We start from the raw sequence: 17,057 nt of genomic DNA, 5'->3' as shown, positions 1-17,057 counted from the left end.
CAGGGATCAGAAAGACATTTACTACAAAGTCAGCAAAAAGGACAGCATAAAAATGACAAATTCTATTGCTTTCGAAAGTGAAGTGCTTGACAAGGATATGATCATCAGCGGAAATCTGTCCGGAGTTTTCAATATTGCCATCAATAAAAAGGATTTTGATACGGATACTTACCTGTACCAAATTCAGCCGGATGGAAAATCTTCGTTACTATCCACTCATATCGTGAGAGCCAGCTATGCGAAGAACAATGAAAAACGACAGCTTCTTGAACCGAATAAGCTGGAACAAATCCCAATTAACAATTCCTATTTTATGAGTAGAAAGATAGAGAAAGGAAGTAAACTCCTTTTATTGGTGGGAGTGAATAAAACACCTTACTGGCAGGTTAATTATGGTTCCGGTAAAGATGTAAGTGATGAAACGATCAAGGATTCCGGAGAGCCGATGGAGATCAAATGGTATAATGACAGCTACGTGGAAATCCCTGTTTACAAAGATTAAAACCTTCTGTTTAAGTTAGTTTCAGCAGACTTCACACAACAAAAACAGCAATGAGATTATTTCATCCTTTAATGATAAAAATTCTTAATTTAGTCATCTAAAAATAACCACCTGAGTAATGAATGATCAACAACACATTCTGATGTGATACTTTTTCAGCAGCAGCTCAAAACACACTATTAATGAAATTTAAAATACTCGTAGCATTAGTTTTTGTCAATCTAATGCAAGCTCAGAAGTTTTACTTTCCAAAAACAGCAACAACAGATTCTGTAATTTTGGAAAAACAAATTCCGGAACTCGCTCTAAAGGTGATTACTGAACATCAATCTCCTAAAAACAAACCGAAATCTACCGTCACATTTTTAGATAACCTGTTTCGTTTACAGCTTGCCGCAAAAGATTACAAAAGTTCTATTACAAGCTTAAATGATTATCGTAAAGAATACGCAGATCACAATATGGCGGGGAACAAATCTCTTGCTTATGAAATCTACAGCATGGCCAAACTGATGGAAAAGGATAAAAAAACATCTTTTTCCAATGCTCTTCAAACGGCCTTTACAACAAAATATGAAAGTTTCTCGGATCCACTGACTGCCAAAATAGGAACCATTTTGGATGGTGATGTAAGGGAATATAAAAAATCTCTGAAAACAGCACTTGACAAGCAAAAAGATAAGGACACTATAGATTATGCTTCTGCTCTGGCTTTATGTAAAAATTATGTCAATTATAAAACCTATTCCAGCATTAAGCCTCAGGTTATGCAGCTGTTCAAAGTAAAGGAGCAGGAAAAATTCATTATTGAAACCAAGAACCTTACCTTAAAAAACGGAACAAAACTTACGATTACGATTGTACGAAAAAAAGAGAATAAATCTCCCCTGCCTGTTATTCTTACCAATAATATTTATGCCGGGGAGCTTGTAGATGCAGGAATGGGGAAAAGAGCAGCCGTCTACAATTATGTAGGAGCTGTGGTTAATACCCGTGGAAAAAGGGACAGTAATGATCCCAATAATCCATTTGAAGACGAAGCACAGGATCTTTATGAAGTCATAGACTGGGTAAGCAAACAACCATGGAGCAATGGTAAAGTAGGAATGATAGGCGGAAGCTATTTAGGATTCAGCCAATGGGCAGCGGTCAAAAAACTGCATCCGGCTTTGAAAACAATTGTACCTCAGGTATCGGTAGGAATCGGGATAGATTACCCTGCTCAAAACAATGTATTCATGAGCTATATGATGCAGTGGATCCGATATGTCACTAATAATAAGCTGACCGATGAAGCCACCTTCACCAATTATCCAAAATGGGATTCTATCAATACTGCATGGTATAAAAGCGGAAGGTCATTCAGAGCTCTGGATTCCCTTAGCGGAAAGCCTAATAAAATTTTTCAAAGATGGTTGGATCATCCCGGTTATGACAAATACTGGCAGAAAATGGTTCCTTATAAAAATGATTTTGCCAAAATAAACATTCCAGTTTTAACGACTACCGGCTATTATGATGCTGATCAGATTGGAGCAATGTATTATTATAAACAACATCACCAATACAACAAAAACCCTAACCATTATCTAGTTATAGGGCCTTATGATCATGCAGGAGCTCAAAGCTATGGGTACAATTATGTCTATGGTACCGGAAGTACCCTCATAGATCCTGTAGCCAGAATAAGTATTGATGAACTTGCTTTTTCATGGTTCGATTATATTCTGAAAGATGGAAAAAAACCGGAACTTCTAAAGGATAAAGTCAATTTTCAGATCATGAGCAGCAATACATGGAAACACGTTTCCAGCCTTGATAAAATGCACTCGTCTACTCTTAAATTTTATCTTCAGGATCGTAAAAACGGTTCTTTAGTTTTTGAGAAACCCAAAACAGAACAATTTACCCAACAGACCATTGACTTCAAAGACAGAAATCCGAAATACCTTTATCATAAAGTAAGCGAACAGGATAGTGTATATGTAACCAATTCTGTTTATTTTGAAAGTGAAGTTCTGGACAGAGATATTATATTAAGCGGAAATTTATCCGGAGTATTCAACGTTTCCATTAATAAGAAAGATTTTGACCCTAGTACTTCATTATATCAGGTACAGCCGGATGGTAAGACGTTTTTATTATCTACACATCTTACAAGAGCCAGCTTTGCAAAAGACAATTCCAAACGTCAACTTCTTAAGCCTGGTAAAAAGGAGCAGATCCCGATCAAAAATTCATTTTTTATGAGCAAAAAAATAGAAAAAGGAAGTAAACTGATAGTATTGGTAGGGGCTAATAAAAATAAAAACTGGCAGGTCAATTATGGTTCAGGAAAAGATGTAAGTGATGAAACATTAAAAGATGCTGGTGAACCTCTGGAGATAAAATGGTATAATGACAGCTATGTGGAAATCCCTGTTTATAAAGATTAAAGCCTTTTGTTTGAGCATTTTTACCCAAATGTTCTTAACAACTGTTAACATCAAAATAAAAAATCATTACATTTGCTTTTTTTCAAATCAAATATAGTTATTGAATGAGTCAACTTTTTAGAAGAAAAATCTATTCAGATACAGATACTTCAACGGGACTTTTAAGAGTCTTAGGTGTATGGGACATTGTATTTTTTGGTATAGCGGCCATTATTGGAGCTGGAAGTTTCAGCAGTTTGGGAGAAGCCGTTTTCAGAGGTGGTCCCGGTGTTATTCTACTATATTTGATTTGCGGTTTTGCCTGTGGATTTACCGCTTTATGCTACGCTGAGTTTGCCAGCAGAATTCCTACTGCAGGCTCTGCATACACCTATGCTTATGCCAGTTTTGGAGAATTGATTGCCTGGGTAATTGGATGGGCTCTGATCATGGAATATTCTTTCGGGAATATCTATGTAGCCTTTTCCTGGTCAGATTATTTCACGAGTTTCTTAGGCCGTCTCGGAATGCATATCCCTGACTATCTGACGTGCAGCTATACTGAAGCTAGAAAAGCAGTTCAATACGGTTCTGAAAATAAAGAACTTTTAAATGCATGGAATACCGCTCCGTTAATCGGAAGTTTGAAATTCATTGTAGATATTCCGGCATTGGTTATCAATGGGTTAATCACATGGCTTTGCTATGTAGGAGTAAAAGAAAGTAAAAACTTCAATAACTCTCTGGTTATCTTAAAATTGGGAGTAATTCTATTAGTTATCCTGGTTGGCTTTGCTTATATCAATACTGAAAACTGGACACCGATAAGCCCTACAACAGGAACACCATCCTTCATGCCAAATGGTTTTGCAGGGGTAATGAGTGCTGTATCGGGAGTATTTTTCGCCTATATTGGGTTTGATGCTCTAAGTGTACTTTCCGAAGAGACTAAAGATCCTCAGAAAACCTTACCAAAAGGAATGATCATCTCCCTTGTATTATGTACTGTAATCTATATTGCATTAACGCTTGTATTAACGGGAATGGTAGATTACAAGAAATTTGATGGTGTAGGAGATCCGCTTTCATTCATATTTGAAAAAACAAATGCCAATGTAGCCTGGATGGAATTAGTAGTTTCTTTCGTAGCCATTGTAGCTATTACAACCGTATTATTGGTTTTCCAGATGGGACAGCCGAGAATCTGGTATGCTATGAGCCGTGACGGACTGATGCCTGCAAGGTTTCAAAAGGTACATCCTAAATACAAAACACCTTCTTATGCAACTATTGTTACCGGTATTGTGGTAGGTATTCCCATCCTGTTTACAGATAAAACATTCATCCTTGATTTTACAAGTATCGGAACTATTTTTGCCTTTGTATTGGTATGCGCTGGAGTACTTATGCTTCCTGCTAAAGAAAAGATTAAGGGCAGATTTCACCTTCCTTATGTGAATGGTAAAATCATTTTCCCTGTTATTTTCATTGGTAGTTTGCTGGTTTTCTATAAATGGCAGCCGGAATTTTTTGACAACCTGCTGAACTGGTCAGATCCTAAAGAGGGGGAATTCAGAGCTTCTATTTTCTTCTTTATTATTATCAACCTGATCCTATGTGTTGTTACTTTTATCAAGAACTTATCACTAATTCCATTGATTGGATTAAGTTCATGTCTGTATCTTCTTACAGGAATGAGCCATGAGAACTGGTTCTGGTTCGGAATGTGGTTCCTGATCGGTATGGTTATTTATTTCTGCTACGGATACAAAAACAGTAAGCTTGGAAAAGAATTAAAAGACAGCTAAATAAGCACTAAATAAAATTGCGGAAAGGCAAAATAGCAAAGAGGTTAAACCTGATGGAGAGACTGATTGGCTATTTTGCCTTTTTGCTTTTTTACCCATTCATGAAAATCGGCAGAATTATTGCTTTAACTTCAATAGAATCAATAAACTAGATCGCCATGGCCGAAAGAATCAAAACATACAAAGAGTTTTACCAGTTCTATCTTACCGAACACAGTAAAACAGGAACCCGTATATTCCATTTTATCGGAACATTTCTCGTATTTTTCGTGATATGGTATGTTATCAGCTCCGGAAAGGAAAGGTTTCTTTGGTACATCCCGATTGTAGGCTATGGATTTGCATGGTTCAGTCATGCTGTGATTGAAAGAAATAAACCGGCTACTTTTAAATATCCTTTGTGGTCTCTGATTTCGGATTTCAGATTGTTTTTTGAACTTTTGATCGGTAAACAGAAGTTCTTTACATCTAATAATCAGCCTCAGAACCAGGAATAGCTTTAGGACTTTTCTCGCTTTTTTGATCAAAAAGCATTCCTTGTAATAATACTTGCACCTTTGCATACTCTAAATGAACTTGTCATTTTTTTGTTGGATAATCGCAAAGGCGCAAGAACTTCATGATTTGCGTATATTTTAAGACGCAAGAAAATCTGAGATTTTCAGCAAAGATTATGCGATCTCAAGTTTATCGGAGATAAAATCTTTGCGCCTTAAAAGCATTCCCTGTAATAATAGTTTCGTCTTTGCGTTTTCCAACCCTATATTTCTATTGAGATTGTTTCACCTTTGGTTCGCAATGACTAGAAATCTGTAGAATTCTGTTCGTTTCTATGAAGCTTCTTCCCTATCAAATATCCTAATGAAGGCAGAATAAATGATAATACAACCGGAACCACCAATGCCAAGCCTGAACCTTCAAGAATAATCGTTAAAGGGAAAAGATATCCATTATATACTATAAGTGCCAGTGAAAAAAGAAAACTATCACTATTACTGTTAGAAAGGATATTAAAATGACCTCCAAACTGATCAAACAAACCGGAACAAGAAAATAAAAATACGTTCACAAAAAACATCCACAGAACAGTTCTGTAAATCATTCCTTTTTTGCATTCAGATATCCTGCGAAAATCAGAAGAAGAGATAAAACTCCTGAAACAAAAAAGTCTGCACCTGAAACATCTGTTTCACCTCCAGTTCGTCCAAAGAAATACATGGCATACAAAACAATATTCAGGAGATAGATTGCCGTTACATAATTCATACATCAAAAATTTTACTGTTTATCATCAGAAACGATGAGCATTGAATATTATTAAGATAGAAGGGTTTCGGCGGGCGGCAGAGCCGCCCGCCGAAACCCTAAACCTTAAATTTTAAACTTTGAATTTAAAACCCAGATTCTATTTAAACTTTTTCTTAAAACTGAATTTAAGCATATTCATCAGTCCAGGTTCAATAATATCAATCCCAAGTCCAAAATTACTGTCAGCAACAGTATGATGATCTGTCCTGAAATTTTCAAACTCACTTTGCGGAATTTCAAGATTAACCAAAGGATTGTATTCTATAGATACACTTGCTCCGTTTTTGTTTATTTTTTTACGGCTTTTATAGTCAAAATATGGATTAGCTATTGTACTTTCCTGAATGGTATATTTTTCTTCAGTATCAATTTTCTGATCTGTATTCAGGTTGATTTCATATTTCTCACTGTCGAAATTATGCCAGAACGGTAAATCTTTATGAATGAAATCTCTTGCACCTGCCTTTATCACATTTCGGTCAAAGTACATCAGAAAACGATTTTTCTGTGGATCTACAAAATAAGGATTCTCAACAATAGCAGTATAGCGGATCTTTACTTCATTTAATCTTTTATCATCACTTATCACATCAATTGCAGCATCTTTGAATACATTTCGGACATCTGTGCCATTCCTGTCCCCTGAATAATTAAGGGCATAAAAAAGGAAGCCATTCCAGCTGTCTATGATTTCTCTTTTATTGGTACTTTTAAAATACCTTCTCATGGCATTGGCTCTGTTTCCTTTGTAAGTAGTTGACAAAGTAAGTTTTCCGGTATTGCCTTGTGCGTTCAGATCTACTTTTTCATCAATACAGAAATAAGGATATTTATAAGATTTTCTTACCTGAAGCACCTGATCTTTTTTCACTTCCAGATAATGCATAAAATAGATAAACCCTCTGTTTTCGATCAGTCCGAATTCATCACGGATGGTAGCATCTATGAAATATTCTTCGCCTTTATAGTTTACTTTCACCACCACATGATTGAAGTTCAATAATGATGGCAAATAATATTTAATATAATAATCTGTGTTAAAATTCACGAGTACTACAGAAGCATCTACCCCTATATAATCAAGGATTACTTTTAACAAAACTGATTTTGCCTTACAGTCTCCCTGCTTGTTTTCATACGTTACAGAGGGTTCCTGTGGCTTATGTCCATTCATTTCATCAGCGTTAAAGATATAATAGACATGATTCTGAACATATTCTATTGCAAACTGGAGCTTTTCATCCAGATCAGCAATAGCATCCAGTTTTTCAATCAGATTCGGAGCGAAATCCTGTAAAGAAGATTTATTGAAAATCTCATCATAGAGAGGTACAATATAATTAGAAAGGTCTATCCAGTTACTTTCTGTAGCAAAATCTATATAAGGGAAAATTTCACGTCCGGAATCTACGGGATTGATATAATTTTGTTCTTCAATAACAAACCTTTCTCCTTTTTTAAGGTGATTGATTTCGGGCTCAAGAACACTGCCCTGTTCATCTCTGAAAAATGTTTTTTTGTAAGCAATAGTCTGCTCCCGTTCGTTGATAAAAGTAAATTTAAAACTACCGTAAGCCCAGTAATTATCCGGACTTACCCAAACGTATTTTGAGAATTCCTTTCTTAAAAAATCCCGGTCTGTAAATTCTTTGATTCTTGAATCTTCCAGAATCAGAACATCATACAGTCTAAGATCTTTAATTGTAATATTGATTTTCTTATTACTGCTCAAAACTCCTCCACTGCTCTGGTTTTCACTGTCAAGGACTTTTATTTTCGTATCCGGAATCTTATCAATCAGTACTCCATCTCTCAATACACTGATTCTGTGAATCTGATAGACTTCATTTTCCTCTACAATGACATCAGAAACAGAAGCTCTTTCCAGATTTCCGGGTTCGTTCAGCGTATATGCCATGCATACATATTCGCTGTTTTCCGTATTGCTTGTATAGTATTTTTTATCTAAAAAGTAGCAGTAATCGCGGCCTTCATCAATTTGTCTTTTGGCGAATTCGGAGTCTTTGATCAGGCTTTTTATTTCTTCGTCCCCGATATTTCCTGCCCACATTTCAGGTTTTTGAATCCTGTAATTTTCAACTTGCATTTGATTTTCCATATTTATTGTAAGAATTATATTTTGTGTTTAGTTTTTAAGAAATTCAAATTAAATGATTAAAAAAATAAAAAGCAATAGCAGAAGTACTACAAATTCATCTAACTAATTTCGGCATGGTAATTGCGAGGTATGGGGAAAAAATCAAGTTTTATGAAAAGTATAGCAACAATTCTAAAAGGGGCAGCTCCCGCATTAGCATTATTCGCAATGACGCAATGTACAACCACAGCCAATGCATCTGCAGGTGATGAAAAAACATTCATCGTAGGACCACAAACAGCAGATTGTACAGGTGTAGCTCCTATGAAATGTCTGCAGGTAAAAGAAAACGTTTCCGGAAACTGGACGAATTTCTACAGCAATATCGAAGGATTTACTTATGAACCGGGGTATGAATATGTTTTAAAGGTAAAAACGGAAAAAATTGCCAATCCACCAGCTGATGCATCTTCCATAAAATACACCTTAGTAAAACAGGTTTCTAAGACAAAAAAGAAAGAACTGGCAGCCAATGAAAAAACCATTATCATAGGACCTCAAACCGTAGAGTGTTCTGCCGGAGCCGGCCGTATGCAATGCATGCAGGTAAAAGAAAGTGCTGCTGCAGACTGGACGAATTTCTACAGCAAAATTGAAGGTTTTACTTATGAGCCAGGTTACGAATATGTTTTAAAAGTAAAAACAGAAAAAATCGCTAATCCACCAGCTGATGCTTCTTCAATCAAATACACGCTGATCGAACAGGTTTCTAAAACGAAGAAATAATTAATAAAAAAGTTCCTGAAAATTTCAGGAACTTTTTTTATGTTGGAAGTTGGAAGAATGAAGTCATAAGTTACTTTTAGTCAATCCGGAAAAGTTAATCATTATATATTCATTTTCCTTTCTATCTTAATACCCGCTTTCTTTTTTAGGAGGATCAGGATATTTCCCTTTACTAGCCTCTCCTAAGGTATTTGCAGTTGTCATAGCCACTACAAGATCATTCAGCATTCCGCTTGCGGCAGTAGGTGAATTGGGAAGAAGTACAAGATTACTTCTGCTGCTCGCTCCTACCGAATGTAAAGTATCATAATGCTGGGTCACTACAATAAGTGCTGATGCTTCGTGAGAATTGATATCTACGTTATTCAACATTCTTACAGACTCTTCAAGTCCTTTAGCAATTTCTCTTCTTTGATCAGCAATCCCCTGCCCTTGCAATTTTTTAGATTCTGCTTCTGCTTTTGCAACAGCTACAATACGAATTCTCTGTGCTTCGGATTCATATTCTGCAGCTGTTTTTTCTCTTTCTGCAGCATTGATTCTGTTCATGGCATGTTTTACCTGCTCATCCGGATCAATATCTGTTACCAAAGCTTTGATAATGTCATATCCATAACTGTTCATAGCTTCCTGAAGTTCACTCTTCACAGCAATTGCTACATCATCTTTTCTTACAAAAACATCATCCAGTTTCAGCTTTGGCACCTCAGCTCTTACCACATCAAAAACAAATGAAGTAATTTGATTTTCAGGATTTTCCAAACGATAATAAGCATCTCCAACCTGACTTCTGATTACCTGATACTGAACAGAGATTTTCATTTTGATAAAAACGTTGTCTAATGTTTTGGTGTCAATCATTACATCCAGCTGCTGAATTCTTAAATTCAGTCTTTTTGCAATCTGATCTATGATTGGCAGTTTAAGATGAAGACCGGAATGTTTTACAGCCCGAAACTTTCCAAAGCGTTCAATAATAGCCGCTGTTTCCTGCTTAACCACAAAAAACGAAGCAAATAAAATGATAAGCCCGAAGAAAATAACGGGCGCTAAATATATACCCATAGTTTTAATTTTTTTAATATGTCGTCACAAATCCTGTTTTGTTAAAAACATTATTGTTCGTGTTTGCTTAAATATAAGAAAATAAATGTAAAACCGGAAATATAATCCACAGAAAATCAATGCTGAAACGGCTAAATTATTTTTTAAAATTAAAATTATTCTTAAAAACTCTTACTTTTGAATATTCATTACACATCATGACCGATTCTAAAGAAATATTAAAAGATCATATCTCAAAATTCACTTCCCTTACGGAGGAGCAGCTGGATTACGTTTTTGGACATTTTAATCTGATCAGTTTAAAGAAAGGGCAAAGCCTGATCTCGGAAGGTGATTTTGTGAACCATGAATATTTTGTTATTGAGGGTTGTCTAAAAGCTTTTTATCTTAACGACAACATGAAAATGCTTATTCTCCAGTTCGCCATGCCTACCTGGTGGGTGACAGATTTCGATGCGCTTTACAGCAAAACAAGAGCTACCATTAATGTAGACTGTATTACAAACGCCACAATCTTGTCTATTTCCAATGAAGACAGAGAAAAGATCTGTAATGAAATTCATGAAGTGGAACATTTTTTCAGATGGAGAACCAACAAAGGCTATGTAGCAGCCCAGAAACGACTGCTTTCTTTCATGAATAATGATGCTAAATTCCGCTATGAAGAACTTCTATCCATGTATCCCCAACTCTACAATCTGGTTCCCAAACATCTGATCGCATCTTATCTGGGAGTCACCAGAGAAACGTTGAGCAGACTTCATCAATAATCTGCCTCTTTAAAACCTCTTCTATTTTGTGAGGTACATCACGTAACTTTTTCTTTCGATCGGCTGAACTTTGTGTCAATATTTAAACCTAATAAAAATGGACACAAAAAATTTTAAAGTCAATAAAGAAAATAGCACCATCGAATGGATCGGAAGAAAAGTAACCGGAGCTCATAACGGTACAATTGGTGTAAAAGAAGGAAACTTTACCTTCGGAGAAGGAAAACCTGTATCCGGAAAATTTATCATTGATACCCGTAGTATTAGAATCCTTGATATTGAGGACACAGAAACAAATACTCAATTTGCCAATCATCTGGCTTCTGATGATTTTTTAATTCTGAACAGTTTCCTGAAGCTTATTTCGAAATCACACATGTCGAACCGGGTGATGAAAATCTTTATTATGTAAAAGGAGATCTTACTATAAAGGGGATTACCCATCCTATCGATACAAGTTTTCACATTGTAAAAACAGAAAACGCTGCTGTTTTAGATACTAAAATCGTAGTTGACAGAACGAAATTCAATATCAGATTCAGATCTTCTAATTTCTTTACCAATCTTGGTGACACGCTGATCTACAACAATTTTGATCTTAATATCCATCTTGTTTCAGAGGCTTATTAATATCATTCAAATATCAATTAATCTTAAAAATTTACCATCATGCCATTCATCAAAGTAGATGTGCTTCGCGAAGATCTTAACCGCGAAACGAAACAACAATTAATCAAAAAAATAAGTGAAGCTATTACCTCAGTTTTGAATAAAGATCCTCATTTAACGCATATTGTCATCAACGAAATTGAAGATGATAACTGGGGATATGCCGGAGAACAGGTTTCAGTGTTAAAAGAACAAGGATTTTCAACAGAAAAAAAATAAATCAGTTATGAAAAAACAAACCGTAATAATAACAGGAGCATCTTCAGGAATAGGATTGGAAACAGCCCGTTATTTCTTAGACAGAGGCGATAATGTGATCATTAATTCACAAACAGTATCCAAACTTGAAGAAGTGTATCATGAATTAGGAGCCGGAGAACATCTGGCAATGGTTGCCGGAAATGTTTCTGACAAAGCAACAGGAGAAGGACTGGTAAAAACAGCTTTAGAAAGATTTGGAACTGTTGATGTCCTTATCAATAATGCAGGAATCTATGAGAACAAAGCATTTCTGGACGTTACTGAAGACTATCTGGACCGTTTTTTAACCACCAATTTAAAAGGAACATTCTTTACTACACAGGCTGTTATTCCTCAGATGATCAAACAAAAAGACGGTGTGGTAATCAATGTAGGAACGCCATTGGTATATCATGCGATTGCAGAATCTCCTTCTACTGCACCGATTTCCAGCAAAGGAGCAATTCATGCACTGACTTTACAGCTTGCTGCAGAGTTTGGAAAAGATAATATCAGAGTGAATACCGTTGCTCCGGGACTAATCAGAACTCCGATGCATGGTGCAGACCTTGATAATAATGTAGGACTTCACCTGATCAAGCGTATTGGAGAGCCGGAAGAAGTTGCGCAGATGATTCATGCGATTGCCAAGAATAAATTAATTTCCGGAGCCATCATCAATGTTGACGGAGGTATGGGTGCGGGACACCATTTATCATGAAACTATCATTAATTATAGCATGGCTGCTCAGCTTTCCGTTGAGCGGCCATGCACAAAATCTAAAGGATATGAAAACCAATCAGACCTCAGAAACTAAAATAAGAAATGTCATAGAGAATTATTATTTCAAAGGAATCTATGAAGGAGATACAGAACTTCTTACCAAAATTTTTTATAAAGACGCTTTACTTTTCGGAGACGTCAATGGAGTTCCCTATTTCAAAACTGCAAAGCAATATATTGAAGGGGTTGGAAACCGTGTAAGTCCGGAAAAATCAGGAAAGGAATTTAAAGCTGAAATTATTTCAATTGACATCATTAATTCGATTGCTGTTGCGAAATTAAACGTCAAAATGTATGATTTTAATTATTATAATTTCATAACTTTCAATTATATCGATGGGAAATGGATGATCGTTAACAAGACGTTGACCCATGTACAACCTTAATTCAGATTTTTAATAAAAACCAGTACCATCATGTGGAATAAAAATAGAATTACGGAATTATTAGGAATTGAATATCCTATTCTGCAAGGTCCTTTTGGCGGAGGTCTTTCTACTGTTGAACTGACAACAACCGTGAGTAACCTTGGCGGGTTGGGAGGTTTCGGAGCGTATACATTATCACCGCAGGAAATCTATGACACTCACAAAGCGATACAATCCAAAACGGACAAACCTTACAATCTTAATCTCTGGGTAAGTGATCACGATATCATTGACGAAGAACATACAAAAGAGCAATATCAAAAGGCGGTTGAGACTTTCCAACCTTATTTTGATCTTTTGCAAACGGATATTCCTGCACCACCACCCTCTTTTGAATCAAGATTTCAAAACCAGCTGGATGTTGTTTTTGATATAAAACCTAAAGTTTTCAGCTTCATGTTTGGACTATTGGATGAAAATATCATTGAAGATCTTCAGCGTAACGGAACTATTGTGTTGGGAAATGCGACAACGCTTGATGAAGCGATTTCTCTAGAAAACACAGGCGTGGATGTTATAGTTGCTTCCGGTTTTGAAAGCGGGGGACACAGACCTTCGTTTCTGGATCAGGCAGAACTTTCTACTACGGGAACTTTTGCTTTGATCCAATTAATTAAAGACCGTGTAAAAATCCCTGTAGTGGCTGCCGGAGGTATTGCCAACGGTCGTGGAATTGCCGGTGCCTTCACACTGGGAGCTGATGCTGTACAGATCGGAACAGCATTTCTGGCGACTGAAGAATCCGGAGCTTTACCGATACACAAAGAGTTTTTGTTTTCTGATGCAGCTAAATCCACCACGCTTTCCAGAACGTATACCGGAAGATTAGGACGTGGAATTACAACAAAAATCACAAGAGATGTATTGACTGCAACGGACAAAACATTGCCTTTTCCTTTGCAGACTCATTTTATGGGAGCATTGAGAAAAGCTGCTTTGGAACAGCAAAAGAATGATCTGGTATTCTTCTGGTCCGGTCAGATTGCTCCGCTTTTAAAGCATAAAAAAGCCTCCACTTTAATGAAATCATTAATAGAAGAGGCTTCTGAATTATTACAATAAATAGAATCTACACGGTCATTCCGATGTCTATTCCTTTAATTTTTCTATATAAATCGGTAGCGTAATTATCGGTCATTCCTGAAACGAAGTCAATGACTCCCAGCACTTTCTGATAATCAGTTCCGTCATTGTAAATAAATTGCTTTGGAATTAATTTCAAAGCTTTTACATCATAGGATTTTCTTTGATCATCAGGCTTTAGGATGGAAGGAATAAAATGATCCAGCAATTCATACATTACATTATACCCGGCATTTTCAATCTCAACAACAGCTTTATGATTGTAAATTTTTTCTACCGAGAAACTTTCAATATCCTGTAATGCTTTATTTTCTTTTTTATAAATATCAAGTAAGCCGTTGCCAAGATTTCCTTCAAGAATCGTCTCAAAGTTATGCTTGTACATCGCAATTGACTTATTGATTAATGCATTAATTACTTTTGCTCTCAAATAAGAAATCTGTTCGTTTTCATTGGAAATAGAACTAAGCTTTGTCTCGATTCTCTGAACATCATCCGTTTCAGATTTTACCAGCTCGAAAAACAGATTTTTACAGTCTGCAGTGGAAACAATACCCAATCTGTGGGCATCTTCCATATCTATGATGTTGTAGCAGATATCGTCAGCCGCTTCTACCAGCCATACAAAAGGGTGTCTTTTGAAAATGTGCGGTTCTTCACTTTCAGAAATAAGCTGGGTTCCTTTGGCAATTTCCAGGAATATATCTTTTTCATTCTGGAAAAACCCGAATTTCTTTCTGTGAATGATTCCTTTTTTCTTTGCAACCGCTTCGCACGGGTATTTTGCAATACTTGCCAATGTAGAAAACGTCAGCTGAATACCTCCTGCATCTTTCCCTTGTTGCTGCTGTGCCAGTACTCTTATGGCGTTTGCATTTCCTTCAAAATTCACCAGATCCGCCCACTCTTTTTCATTGAACTTTGATTTCAGATCTTTTTCATTTCTTTCAAAATAGCTGGCAATGGCATCTTCACCAGAATGTCCAAATGCAGGATTTCCCACATCATGACATAAGCACGCTGCAGCAATTACATTTCCTAAATTATAGAGATAAAAATTCTTTGAATCTTCAGTCAGTTCATTTTTAAAATCTTCAGCAATAAATTCACCGATAATGCTTCCTAAACTTCTTCCTACGGATGATACCTCCAAAGAATGCGTAAGTCTGTTGTGTACAAAAACACTTCCGGGAAGAGGAAAAACCTGCGTCTTATTCTGCAGTCTTCTGAAGGCAGAAGAGAAGATAATTCTGTCGAAATCCCTTTGAAAATCAGTTCGTGAAGCCTTTGTCTGTGGATTGTTTCCTGTACGTTGATTGGTGAAAATCTGGTTTAAATTCATCATTTTTCAAAATTACTCCAAATTTTAATTGTACGGAATAGTATTTAGATTTTTATTAAACAGATCTGTCATTCAAAAAATCTATTATAGTAAACGTTTTTTAGGGATCGGAAAACTTGAGTAAATATTCTACTTTTGATACAACTAATACAATTGAAGAATATTTTTGATTCTTCTTTCAAATTTTAAATTATAACTATGACAGACAACACATGGCTCAACAGGTGGGACGAAAGGTACAGCAGCGAAGAGTTTGCGTATGGAACCGAACCTAACAATTATCTAAGAGAACAATTATTACAATTAACTCCCGGAAAAATACTTTTCCCTGCAGAAGGCGAAGGTCGGAATGCTGTTTTGCGGCCACAAAGGATGGCAGGTTTCTGCTTTCGATATCAGTGCCAATGGAAGAAGTAAAGCGTTGCAGCTGGCTGAGCAACAACAAACTACTATTGATTATCAGGTGGGAGAACTTTCCACTTTACATTATCAGAAAGAACAGTTTGATGCGATTGCTCTTATTTATGCTCATTTTCCGGGGGCTATTAAATCATCAATTCATCAGATGCTGAATCAATATCTTCGTAAAGGAGGTTTTGTTATTTTCGAAGCTTTCAGTAAAAACCATCTTGAATATATTACAAAGAACGAAAAAGTAGGCGGTCCAAAGGATATTGAATCGTTATTCTCTATTGAAGAAATCAAAGCTGATTTTCCGGATTATGACATTATTGAATTAGAAGAAACAGAAATTGAACTGAATGAAGGATTATTCCACAATGGGACGGGTTCTGTGATTCGTTTTGTGGGGCAAAAGCTGGTCTGAATATATTGTGAATAGGTTTATTTTGGGATAGAACATCAGATTTTATCCAATTATGGAATATTATTTGAATCATTTATCTCAAAATAAACGTATGCCTGAAGGTCCCTCCATCATATTAATGAAAGAAAACCTGCAGCCATTTGCTGGCCAGCAAGTGACAGAAATTTCCGGAAATGCCCAATTTGAAAAAGAGGTCTTCATGGGTCAAACTCTTTTGGAAATCCGGACTTTTGGAAAGCAGACTTACCTTGTTTTTGAAAAAGCAGCCATTCGTATCCACTTATTAATGTTTGGTTCTTACAGCATTAATGAGCAGACTAAACCGGATAAAAGTTTACGATTAGCTTTATTCTTTTCTACCGGAAGCATCTATTTTTACACCTGTTCTGTAAAAACTGTGGACCTTGAATTTCTTTCTGCAATTGACTGGGAGGCTGATATCATGAGTAATCAGTGGAATCCTAAAAAAGCTGAAGAGAAATTAAAATCTAATCCGAAAATGATGGTCTGTGATGCATTGATGAATCAGGATATTTTTTCGGGTGTTGGAAATATTATTAAAAATGAAGTTCTTTTCCGAATTGGCGTTCAGCCTGAAAGTTTACTGGGTAATCTTCCTCCCAAAAAGAGAAAGGAACTCATTGCTGAAGCCAGAAATTACAGTTTTGATTTTCTAAAATGGAAAAGAGAATTTGTTTTGAAAAAGCACTGGCTGGTTCATACGAAATCTATGTGTCCTATATGTGGACAAAAGCTTACTAAAAAACAGACGGGTGTAGGAAAAAGGAGAAGTTTCTTTTGTGAAAGAGACCAGAAACTTTATTAAATGAACTGCTATTTCTAAGTTTTGGCTAAAGCTCATTTCTATTGAATTATTATATTTTCTCCCACTGATTGCACAGATTGACACAGATTTTTTGATTGCTTGGATGGC

General features: G+C 36.1%; 19 protein-coding genes. 14 read left to right on the top strand and 5 right to left on the bottom strand.

Annotated features, from left to right (window positions below; all coding sequences use genetic code 11):
• Positions 1-52: 52 nt before the first annotated feature.
• The 4 genes from BOQ62_RS23500 to BOQ62_RS17330 all read left to right on the top strand — a co-directional run bounded on the left by BOQ62_RS23500 (position 53) and on the right by BOQ62_RS17330 (position 5,221).
• The gene (locus tag BOQ62_RS23500) at positions 53-502 is read left to right on the top strand and encodes a CocE/NonD family hydrolase C-terminal non-catalytic domain-containing protein (protein ID WP_410494221.1); all 450 of its coding nucleotides are present in this window, start codon (positions 53-55) and stop codon (positions 500-502) included.
• 182 nt (positions 503-684) lie between these two features.
• The gene (locus BOQ62_RS17340; protein WP_129041457.1) at positions 685-2,937 is read left to right on the top strand and encodes a CocE/NonD family hydrolase; all 2,253 of its coding nucleotides are present in this window, start codon (positions 685-687) and stop codon (positions 2,935-2,937) included.
• Between the two features lie 104 nt (positions 2,938-3,041).
• Positions 3,042-4,724, top strand: coding sequence for an APC family permease (locus tag BOQ62_RS17335; RefSeq protein ID WP_129041455.1), 1,683 nt, complete (start codon positions 3,042-3,044; stop codon positions 4,722-4,724).
• A 158-nt stretch (positions 4,725-4,882) separates the two neighbouring features.
• The gene (locus tag BOQ62_RS17330) at positions 4,883-5,221 is read left to right on the top strand and encodes a DUF962 domain-containing protein (protein WP_129041453.1); all 339 of its coding nucleotides are present in this window, start codon (positions 4,883-4,885) and stop codon (positions 5,219-5,221) included.
• Positions 5,222-5,526: 305 nt separating this feature from the next.
• On the opposite strand, the gene BOQ62_RS17325 is transcribed toward BOQ62_RS17330, so the two are convergent.
• The 3 genes from BOQ62_RS17325 to BOQ62_RS17320 all read right to left on the bottom strand — a co-directional run bounded on the left by BOQ62_RS17325 (position 5,527) and on the right by BOQ62_RS17320 (position 8,151).
• Positions 5,527-5,826 carry a hypothetical protein gene (locus BOQ62_RS17325; RefSeq protein ID WP_129041452.1) on the bottom strand — a complete coding sequence of 100 codons (300 nt, stop codon included), beginning with the start codon at positions 5,824-5,826 and terminating at the stop codon, positions 5,527-5,529.
• Entirely contained in the window at positions 5,823-5,990 is a 168-nt protein-coding gene (locus BOQ62_RS22590) for a hypothetical protein (RefSeq protein ID WP_164976780.1), read from the bottom strand. Before BOQ62_RS22590 ends, BOQ62_RS17325 begins: the two co-directional genes overlap by 4 nt.
• A gap of 139 nt (positions 5,991-6,129) precedes the next feature.
• Positions 6,130-8,151, bottom strand: coding sequence for a hypothetical protein (locus BOQ62_RS17320; RefSeq protein WP_129041450.1), 2,022 nt, complete (start codon positions 8,149-8,151; stop codon positions 6,130-6,132).
• A 150-nt stretch (positions 8,152-8,301) separates the two neighbouring features.
• On the opposite strand from BOQ62_RS17320, the gene BOQ62_RS23495 reads away from it, so the two are divergent.
• Positions 8,302-8,916: a DUF4377 domain-containing protein gene (locus BOQ62_RS23495; RefSeq protein ID WP_228414263.1), complete on the top strand. Its 615-nt coding sequence runs from the start codon at positions 8,302-8,304 to the stop codon at positions 8,914-8,916.
• A gap of 126 nt (positions 8,917-9,042) precedes the next feature.
• Here the strand turns inward: BOQ62_RS23495 and BOQ62_RS17305 are convergent, their stop codons facing one another.
• A complete protein-coding gene (locus tag BOQ62_RS17305; RefSeq protein WP_129041446.1) occupies positions 9,043-9,981 on the bottom strand; it encodes an SPFH domain-containing protein in 939 nt (312 codons plus the stop codon).
• 197 nt (positions 9,982-10,178) lie between these two features.
• Here BOQ62_RS17305 and BOQ62_RS17300 point away from each other — a divergent pair, with 197 nt between their 5' ends.
• The 7 genes from BOQ62_RS17300 to BOQ62_RS17275 all read left to right on the top strand — a co-directional run bounded on the left by BOQ62_RS17300 (position 10,179) and on the right by BOQ62_RS17275 (position 13,934).
• Positions 10,179-10,751, top strand: coding sequence for a Crp/Fnr family transcriptional regulator (locus BOQ62_RS17300; protein ID WP_129041445.1), 573 nt, complete (start codon positions 10,179-10,181; stop codon positions 10,749-10,751).
• Positions 10,752-10,848: 97 nt separating this feature from the next.
• Positions 10,849-11,163: a hypothetical protein gene (locus tag BOQ62_RS23490; protein ID WP_228414261.1), complete on the top strand. Its 315-nt coding sequence runs from the start codon at positions 10,849-10,851 to the stop codon at positions 11,161-11,163.
• Positions 11,121-11,381 (top strand): YceI family protein, encoded by a 261-nt coding sequence (locus tag BOQ62_RS23485; protein ID WP_228414284.1) that lies wholly within the window; start codon positions 11,121-11,123, stop codon positions 11,379-11,381. Before BOQ62_RS23490 ends, BOQ62_RS23485 begins: the two co-directional genes overlap by 43 nt.
• Positions 11,382-11,420: 39 nt before the next feature.
• Entirely contained in the window at positions 11,421-11,639 is a 219-nt protein-coding gene (locus BOQ62_RS17290; protein ID WP_129041443.1) for a tautomerase family protein, read from the top strand.
• Positions 11,640-11,646: 7 nt separating this feature from the next.
• Positions 11,647-12,381 (top strand): SDR family NAD(P)-dependent oxidoreductase, encoded by a 735-nt coding sequence (locus BOQ62_RS17285; RefSeq protein ID WP_129041442.1) that lies wholly within the window; start codon positions 11,647-11,649, stop codon positions 12,379-12,381.
• Positions 12,378-12,830: a nuclear transport factor 2 family protein gene (locus tag BOQ62_RS17280; RefSeq protein ID WP_129041440.1), complete on the top strand. Its 453-nt coding sequence runs from the start codon at positions 12,378-12,380 to the stop codon at positions 12,828-12,830. Before BOQ62_RS17285 ends, BOQ62_RS17280 begins: the two co-directional genes overlap by 4 nt.
• A 30-nt stretch (positions 12,831-12,860) precedes the next feature.
• On the top strand, positions 12,861-13,934 hold the full coding sequence (locus BOQ62_RS17275; RefSeq protein ID WP_129041438.1) for an NAD(P)H-dependent flavin oxidoreductase: 1,074 nt from the start codon (positions 12,861-12,863) through the stop codon (positions 13,932-13,934).
• A gap of 7 nt (positions 13,935-13,941) precedes the next feature.
• Here the strand turns inward: BOQ62_RS17275 and BOQ62_RS17270 are convergent, their stop codons facing one another.
• Complete coding sequence (locus tag BOQ62_RS17270) at positions 13,942-15,297, bottom strand: deoxyguanosinetriphosphate triphosphohydrolase (RefSeq protein WP_129041540.1); 1,356 nt, start codon at positions 15,295-15,297, stop codon at positions 13,942-13,944.
• 349 nt (positions 15,298-15,646) lie between these two features.
• On the opposite strand from BOQ62_RS17270, the gene BOQ62_RS17265 reads away from it, so the two are divergent.
• Positions 15,647-16,123 carry a class I SAM-dependent methyltransferase gene (locus BOQ62_RS17265; RefSeq protein WP_317127392.1) on the top strand — a complete coding sequence of 159 codons (477 nt, stop codon included), beginning with the start codon at positions 15,647-15,649 and terminating at the stop codon, positions 16,121-16,123.
• Between the two features lie 91 nt (positions 16,124-16,214).
• Entirely contained in the window at positions 16,215-16,949 is a 735-nt protein-coding gene (locus BOQ62_RS17260; RefSeq protein ID WP_129041436.1) for a DNA-formamidopyrimidine glycosylase family protein, read from the top strand.
• The last annotated feature ends 108 nt before the right edge of the window (positions 16,950-17,057 follow it).

Origin of the sequence: Chryseobacterium sp. CH21 (genome assembly GCF_004119445.1) — a bacterium.
Classification (GTDB): Bacteria; Bacteroidota; Bacteroidia; order Flavobacteriales; family Weeksellaceae; genus Chryseobacterium.
The sequence above is the reverse complement of the archived record's forward strand: the minus strand, read 5'-3'. Positions and strand labels throughout refer to the sequence as shown.

Coding starts and splice junctions, on each gene's coding strand:
- BOQ62_RS17325 (WP_129041452.1), bottom strand. CDS start 5,826: ATGATTTACAGAACTGTTCTGTGGATGTTTTTTGTGAACGTATTTTTA.
- BOQ62_RS17340 (WP_129041457.1), top strand. CDS start 685: ATGAAATTTAAAATACTCGTAGCATTAGTTTTTGTCAATCTAATGCAA.
- BOQ62_RS17260 (WP_129041436.1), top strand. CDS start 16,215: ATGCCTGAAGGTCCCTCCATCATATTAATGAAAGAAAACCTGCAGCCA.
- BOQ62_RS17335 (WP_129041455.1), top strand. CDS start 3,042: ATGAGTCAACTTTTTAGAAGAAAAATCTATTCAGATACAGATACTTCA.
- BOQ62_RS17290 (WP_129041443.1), top strand. CDS start 11,421: ATGCCATTCATCAAAGTAGATGTGCTTCGCGAAGATCTTAACCGCGAA.
- BOQ62_RS17270 (WP_129041540.1), bottom strand. CDS start 15,297: ATGAATTTAAACCAGATTTTCACCAATCAACGTACAGGAAACAATCCA.
- BOQ62_RS17305 (WP_129041446.1), bottom strand. CDS start 9,981: ATGGGTATATATTTAGCGCCCGTTATTTTCTTCGGGCTTATCATTTTA.
- BOQ62_RS23500 (WP_410494221.1), top strand. CDS start 53: ATGACAAATTCTATTGCTTTCGAAAGTGAAGTGCTTGACAAGGATATG.
- BOQ62_RS22590 (WP_164976780.1), bottom strand. CDS start 5,990: ATGAATTATGTAACGGCAATCTATCTCCTGAATATTGTTTTGTATGCC.
- BOQ62_RS17275 (WP_129041438.1), top strand. CDS start 12,861: ATGTGGAATAAAAATAGAATTACGGAATTATTAGGAATTGAATATCCT.
- BOQ62_RS17330 (WP_129041453.1), top strand. CDS start 4,883: ATGGCCGAAAGAATCAAAACATACAAAGAGTTTTACCAGTTCTATCTT.
- BOQ62_RS17300 (WP_129041445.1), top strand. CDS start 10,179: ATGACCGATTCTAAAGAAATATTAAAAGATCATATCTCAAAATTCACT.
- BOQ62_RS23495 (WP_228414263.1), top strand. CDS start 8,302: ATGAAAAGTATAGCAACAATTCTAAAAGGGGCAGCTCCCGCATTAGCA.
- BOQ62_RS17265 (WP_317127392.1), top strand. CDS start 15,647: ATGCTGTTTTGCGGCCACAAAGGATGGCAGGTTTCTGCTTTCGATATC.
- BOQ62_RS17320 (WP_129041450.1), bottom strand. CDS start 8,151: ATGGAAAATCAAATGCAAGTTGAAAATTACAGGATTCAAAAACCTGAA.
- BOQ62_RS17280 (WP_129041440.1), top strand. CDS start 12,378: ATGAAACTATCATTAATTATAGCATGGCTGCTCAGCTTTCCGTTGAGC.
- BOQ62_RS17285 (WP_129041442.1), top strand. CDS start 11,647: ATGAAAAAACAAACCGTAATAATAACAGGAGCATCTTCAGGAATAGGA.
- BOQ62_RS23490 (WP_228414261.1), top strand. CDS start 10,849: ATGGACACAAAAAATTTTAAAGTCAATAAAGAAAATAGCACCATCGAA.